Annotated in this window: 7 protein-coding genes; 3 read left to right on the top strand and 4 right to left on the bottom strand. The window is 37.7% G+C overall.

Annotated elements, in window-relative coordinates:
- The 4 genes from AC1DOS_RS16735 to AC1DOS_RS16720 all read right to left on the bottom strand — a co-directional run.
- On the bottom strand, positions 1 to 485 hold a 485-nt coding region (locus AC1DOS_RS16735), incomplete at its 3' end, for a 3-oxoacid CoA-transferase subunit B (protein WP_477538420.1).
- 20 nt (positions 486 to 505) lie between these two features.
- Positions 506 to 1,195: a CoA transferase subunit A gene (locus AC1DOS_RS16730; protein ID WP_108587453.1), complete on the bottom strand. Its 690-nt coding sequence runs from the start codon at positions 1,193 to 1,195 to the stop codon at positions 506 to 508.
- A 224-nt stretch (positions 1,196 to 1,419) separates the two neighbouring features.
- A complete protein-coding gene (locus AC1DOS_RS16725) occupies positions 1,420 to 2,763 on the bottom strand; it encodes a sigma-54 interaction domain-containing protein (RefSeq protein WP_477538419.1) in 1,344 nt (447 codons plus the stop codon).
- Between the two features lie 77 nt (positions 2,764 to 2,840).
- On the bottom strand, positions 2,841 to 4,016 hold the full coding sequence (locus AC1DOS_RS16720) for an MDR family MFS transporter (RefSeq protein WP_477538418.1): 1,176 nt from the start codon (positions 4,014 to 4,016) through the stop codon (positions 2,841 to 2,843).
- A 156-nt stretch (positions 4,017 to 4,172) separates the two neighbouring features.
- On the opposite strand from AC1DOS_RS16720, the gene mnmL reads away from it, so the two are divergent.
- The 3 genes from mnmL to AC1DOS_RS16705 form a co-directional block, all read left to right on the top strand.
- Positions 4,173 to 5,123: a tRNA modification radical SAM protein MnmL/YtqA gene (gene mnmL / locus AC1DOS_RS16715; protein WP_477538417.1), complete on the top strand. Its 951-nt coding sequence runs from the start codon at positions 4,173 to 4,175 to the stop codon at positions 5,121 to 5,123.
- Positions 5,120 to 5,686, top strand: a complete 567-nt coding sequence (gene mnmM, locus AC1DOS_RS16710) for a tRNA 5-(aminomethyl)-2-thiouridylate-methyltransferase MnmM (protein ID WP_477538416.1) — start codon at positions 5,120 to 5,122, stop codon at positions 5,684 to 5,686. The genes mnmL and mnmM overlap by 4 nt, the downstream gene beginning before the upstream one ends.
- 102 nt (positions 5,687 to 5,788) lie before the next feature.
- Positions 5,789 to 6,736, top strand: a 948-nt coding sequence (locus AC1DOS_RS16705) for a type III polyketide synthase (protein ID WP_477538415.1), incomplete at its 3' end; no start/stop codon positions are given.

Raw genomic sequence — 6,736 nt, 5'->3', positions numbered from 1 at the left:
AAATCGCATTGTTTTTTAATTTTCGCTGAACCATCTTTTGCTACATGGTCCATTATGACGATGATTTTCTTGGCACCGTGGACTAAATCCATAGCACCCCCCATACCTTTAATCATTTTCCCTGGAATCATCCAGTTTGCAAGATCACCATTCTCAGATACTTCCATTCCACCTAAAATAGCAACGTCAACATGTCCACCGCGAATCATCGCAAAAGACTCGGCACTAGTGAAAAAGGCAGAACCTGGAATAGTCGTAACTGTTTCTTTACCTGCATTGATTAAATCTGGATCAACATCATTTGCTGTTGGGTAAGGTCCAATCCCAAGTAATCCATTTTCCGACTGTAATACTACTGTTTTATTAGGAGAGATATAGTTTGCCACTAATGTTGGCATACCAATTCCTAAATTCACGTAGTTACCATCTTCGATTTCTTGTTCAGCTCGAATAGCAATTCGTTCTCTAACATTTATTGTTCCCATAATGTTTGTCTCCTCCTGTCCTATGAACGAGTCGTTAAACGTTCAATCCGCTTTTCTTGTGATGCTTGCAGTAGACCTTGTACATAGATGCTCGGTGTATGAATTGTATTCGGATCCAAGTCACCTGTTTCCACAATTTCTTCTACTTCTGCAATAGTGAATTTTCCTGCAGCCGCCATCATCGGATTAAAGTTCTGCGCTGTTTTGTTATAGACAAGATTGCCAAACTTATCAGCTTTTGCTGCACGAACTAGGGAAAAGTCAGCACGTAATGCTTCTTCTAGTACATATTCTTTCCCATCAAACACTCGGATTTCTTTTCCTTCAGCAACAGTTGTCCCTACGCCTGCGGGTGTGAAGAATGCTGGAATACCTGCGCCGCCTGCACGGATTTTTTCAGCTAAAGTACCTTGTGGAGTCAACTCCACTTCGATTTCGCCCGATAATACTTGGCGTTCAAATTCTTTGTTTTCACCAACATATGAACCTATCATTTTTTTTATTTGTTTATTTTTAAGTAAAAGTCCTAAGCCCCAATCATCAATCCCACAATTATTAGAAATGACCGTTAAATCTGTCACTCCTTTTTCAACAAGTGCTAAAATCAATTTTTCGGGAATACCAACTAATCCAAAACCACCGACCATTAAAGTCGCTCCATCTTGTATTTGTTGTACAGCCTCTTCTGCAGAAGTATAAATTGGCTTCATTGCGTTTCCTCCTCACAAGAAATCGTTTGAATTTTTCGTATAAAAGCGCTTTCAATAGTTATTAAAACAGAACTACTATTTTCACGCAATAGTAGTTGTGACAACATTTTGACTGTAACAAAGAGAATGGAGTCCGAAATTTCGGATTTTTTCAACAATGACTTAAAATTAGTCTGATATATCGTCCGATTTTTCGGAATATAGTCCAAAAAATCGGAATTAGGTCATAAGTTGTGTTTTTTTATTTTTTCATAAAGTGTCGAACGACTAAGTCCTAATTGTTGTGCAACCACTCTCTTGTCTGTTTCTTCTTTTAATAAGTCTTGAATCATCGTACGTTCTAGTTCTTCAATTGCGGCTTGCAAATTCACGAATTGTTTACTTGTTTTTCTGCGTACTTGTTTAATTTGATCGGGTAATACTGTTGGTTCAATGATTTCATCTTCAGCTAAATAGACAGCAGCTTGGATAACATTTTGCAATTCTCTTACATTCCCTGGCCAATGATAGTTTTGAAGATACTCTCTAGCTCGGCTTGCAAGAACGAGTCTACGTTTACCAGCTTTAAGTATGTATTGCTGTAAAAATGTATTTGCTAATTCTGTAAAGTCTTCCATTCGCTCTCGTAACGGGGGGATACGAAGCGTAATGGCTTGTATTCGATAGTACAAATCTTCACGGAATTTGCCTTGTTCCATTAAAAGTTCAATTGGCCGATTAGTGGCTGCAATTATTCTGACTCTTACATGTTTTGGAATTTGCGAGCCAATTGGTTCAATCTCACCTTCTTGAATTGCACGAAGCAGTTTCGCTTGGATGGTAAGTGGCATAGCACCAATTTCGTCAATAAATAAAGTACCTTTATCGGCTAATTCAAAACGACCTTTTCTATGATGATTTTTGGATTCGAGATAGGTACCAAAAATCTCTGCTTCTAACAATTCAGCTGGTATAGCGGCACAATTAATTTTCACAAAAGGCAAATCTGATCGATCTGATTGTTCATGGATACTTTGTGCAAAGAGTTCTTTTCCTGTCCCACTTTCGCCTTCTATTAAGACGGACAAATCACTTGGGGCAATCATTTGTATTGTTTCTTTAATTGAACGAATCGCTTGGGAACTACCTTTTATATCTTCTAACTTGTAAAAATTTTGATTAGAGTCAGTCGAAGTCAATTGTATTTTCTCCATCGTCGTTCTTACATGAGAACTTAGCTTTTTCCAATCCGTCATATCACGAAAAACAACACTACCGAAAGCACCGACAATTTCTCCATCTACAATTAAAGGCACTCGATTAGCAAGCATATATGTCCCTTTAATGTAATGTGGAGATGCCACATCTGCTACACCAGATTTAATGACTTCGTGCATTTTCGTATTCTCAATGATTTCTTCAACTGGTTGACCAATGGCTTGATCTCTAGGCACCTCTAAAAAATGACAGTAATCCTCATTGATATATAGAATACGACCATATTTATCGACCACGACAAACCACTGAAAAGCGTTTTCAAGTATTTGTGCAAGAACGGTTTCTGGTAAATGTTGAAATACTGACTTCATTTTGCTCACCCTAACTTTGCGATACGTTCTTTTCTATTTTCCCAAACTATCTATGAATATGCAAAAAAACGGGGAGCCTATCCTTGGCTCTCCGTTTTTTTTAATGGTACATCGTATAGCAAACTTGGAATAATTGCTAATGCCATAAAGGTCGTTAATATTAAAAACATGACTGTCATACCATAAAGATCCACTAATACTCCTCCAACGAGCGGACCTAGCATTCTCCCAATAGTAGCTGTACTATTCACAATCCCTTGATAGAATCCTTCTCTTCCTTTCGGCGCTAATTGACTTGCTAATGTGGGTACAGCAGGCCATACAAACATTTCTCCAATGGTTAAAATCACCATAGCTGTTACAAACATCGAAAATGCTTGGGCGTAACCAACAATAATAAAGGAAATCATCATGATGATAATTCCTAAAACGAGTTGAGCTTTTACACGATGCTCCAGTCTTTTAACTATTGGTTGGATAATAGGTTGTGCTGCTAAAATTAGCAAACCGTTAATTGACCACAGCAAACTATATTGCTTTAAGGTGATTCCTAAATCTTGTGTAAAAGTGGCAATCGTCGATTGCCATTGAACATAAACAAGCCAACAAATTAAATAACCACTCGTGACGATTAGCAAAGCATAAAATGGTGCTTTGCTGCGAATACTCTTACCTTCATTAATAACTGAAGTATGCCGATCAGACGCGATATCAAATTCACGAAAACCAAAAAGCGCGATAAAAAAGAACAGTATATACATCCCTAAATTGGCTAGAAATATATAATTGAAACTATAGTCAGCTATGATTCCTGCAACCGCAGGTCCAATTGCAACACCTAAATTCTGAGCAAGGTAAATGGCATTAAATGCTTTCCGACCACCCTCTGGCCATGCTGTGCCGACCATCGCATACATACTTGGAAAGACTATTCCTCCACTAAACCCCATAATCGTTAAAAACCATACATAATGTGGCCAGCCATGACAAATGGTTAATCCTATTAAACCCACTATTGTAATGACATTGCCGAGCATTATTGATTTATATCCACCAATCTGATCGAATAAATAGCCCCCGAGTAAGTTCCCGACTATTCCCGCTCCTGCGTTTGCCATTAAAACCAAGCCCGCAATCGTTAAACTTTTCCCTAAATGGTCGTGCAAGTAAATCGTATTTAAAGGCCATAAAAATGAAACCCCCGTTACATTAACGAGCATTCCAATAATTAATAGCCAGACACTTTTGGGCATGATAATTCCTCCGTTACTTCGAAATCCTAAATAAGTGTAAGCTATTTTATTTCTTCAGACAAGATGTCTTAAAAAATGTAAAAATTGAACTTTGGAGTGTCGTAGGATTTCTTCGAAAATCATGATAAAATTACCCATTAGAGGAGTGGACTCAATATGAATTTTCCTTTTCCTAGTGATGGAAAACGTTATTATACTTGGAATCGCCATTTGCGCGATGAATTTGGAATGAAAATCTTTAAAGTGGCATTAGATGCTGGGTTTGATTGCCCTAATAGAGATGGAACTGTAGCATTTGGAGGTTGCACATTTTGCAGCGCTGCAGGTTCAGGTGACTTTGCTGGAGATCGAGTGGATTCAATTGAAGACCAATTTGAAGAAAGAAAAAATAAAATGCATCGAAAATGGAAAGATGCCAAATATATGGCTTATTTTCAAGCGTATACGAATACGCATGCCCCCCTTCCTGTTTTAAAAGAAAAATTTGAAGCAGCACTCGCTTTAGATGGTGTCGTGGGGTTATCTATTGCAACAAGGCCAGACTGTCTCCCTGATGATGTAGTTGAGTATTTAGCGGAATTAAATCAGCGAACATATTTATGGGTAGAACTTGGTCTTCAAACGGTTCATGAACGTACAGCGAATTTAATTAATCGCGCTCATGATTTTTCTTGTTATTTGGAAGGGGTTCAAAAGCTCCGTAATCATGGTATTCGAGTTTGCACGCACATTATTAATGGGTTACCTCTCGAAGATAACAAAATGATGTTAGAAACTGTTCGTGAAGTAGCCAAGTTAGATGTGCAAGGAATTAAAATTCACTTACTTCATTTATTAAAAGGAACACCCATGATTAAACAATACGAAAAAGGTTTGGTTGAGTTCATGGATAAAGATGATTACATTCAGTTAGTCGTGGATCAACTTGAATTATTACCGCCTGAAATGGTTATTCATCGAATTACAGGTGACGGACCTATTGAATTAATGATTGGACCCATGTGGAGTGTCAACAAGTGGGATGTATTAAATGGAATAGACGCTGAACTTGAACGCCGTGGAACTTGGCAAGGGAAGTATTTCGAAGGTTCGGTGATAAGTAAATGAAACTTGAACGCGTACTGCCATATGTAAAAACACTATTAAGAAGCTCCGTTTCTCCAGGTGATATCGTCATTGACGGTACTGCAGGAAACGGGCATGATACGCTCTTCCTCGCCGAACTTGTTGGTTCAACTGGGCATGTATACGCCTTTGATGTTCAACAAACAGCAATTGACTCCACTCTCCTGCGTGTAGCCAAGTGGAAAGAGAGTGTTTCAGTCATTCATGCAGGACATGAGTCAATTTCTAATTATGTGTCAAAGGAAATTTCAGCAGCTGTTTTTAACCTTGGTTATTTACCCGGTGCAAATCACTCGATTATTACTCAACCTCACACGACGATTGAAGCGATTGAAACTTGTCTCAATTTATTAAAACTTAATGGACTAATTATATTAGTTGTATACCACGGTCATGAGGGTGGTGCTGAGGAACGAGATGTCTTACTTAATTATGTGAGTAGCCTTCCTCAATCATTTGTACACGTTTTAAAATACGAATTTCTTAATCAACAAAATTATCCGCCTTTCGTGTTAGTAATAGAAAAAATGAAATCTCAAAGATAACCCAAGAGAAGCTATTTATTTAGCTTCTCTTGGGTTTTATTGCATATTTTAATGTGAATTGGAAAAACTAGGTCTATCAATTTTTAATAAGGAGAACACTATATGCCTAAAATCCAATCCATTAGTTCTTTTCTACCACCATATTCGTATTCTCAAGATCAAGCCTCAACTTTATTAAGGAACTTATTTAATGATCACTATGACGACCTTGAACGGATGTTAAAAGTCTTTCAAAACGGAGACATCGAATCTCGTCAATTTTGTGTACCGATGGAATGGTTTGAACATCCACATGATTTAGAAGAACGTAATCGATTATATATCGAGCTAGCTACTTCTTATGGTGCACTAGCTATAAACGCGTGCTTGCAGAATCAAGAATTTTTGAATGAGTCTGTCCATCCTTCTGAAATTGACGGTATTATTTTCATCTCAAGTACAGGATTTTCAACTCCAAGTATAGATGCACGGATCTTAAATCAACTTCCCTTTTCTGATTATGTCAAACGGATTCCAATTTGGGGATTAGGTTGTGCTGGTGGAGCATCTGGATTAAGTAGAGCTTTTGATTATTGTTTGGCTTACCCGAAAGCAAAAGTACTCGTGTTGTGTGTGGAGTTATGCAGTTTAACTTTTCAACCAAATGACTATTCTAAAAGCAATTTAATTGGTGCTTCTTTATTTGCTGACGGCGTTGCCTGCGCTTTAGTTTGTGGAGATGAAGTAGATATCGTGTCTAAGAAACCGAGTCCTACATTTGTTTCCACTTCTTCAAAAATCATGCCTAACTCAGAAAATGTAATGGGTTGGGATATGAAAAATGATGGACTGCATGTAGTTTTTTCTAAAAGCATTCCATCTATTATCGAAAAGTGGCTAGAGCCTTTCGTTACAGAATTTTTATTAGAAAATGAACTAACGTCAAGTCAACTCGATCACTTCATTGCCCATCCTGGTGGAAAAAAAGTATTGACCGCTTACGAAAAATCACTTGGATTTGATACTTCCAAAACAGAAATATCTAGAGGTATCCTTCGAAAACATGGCAAT

The sequence above is a fragment of the Paenisporosarcina sp. P5_A11 genome (assembly GCF_056400705.1).
This window is presented reverse-complemented; position numbering and strand designations above follow the sequence as displayed.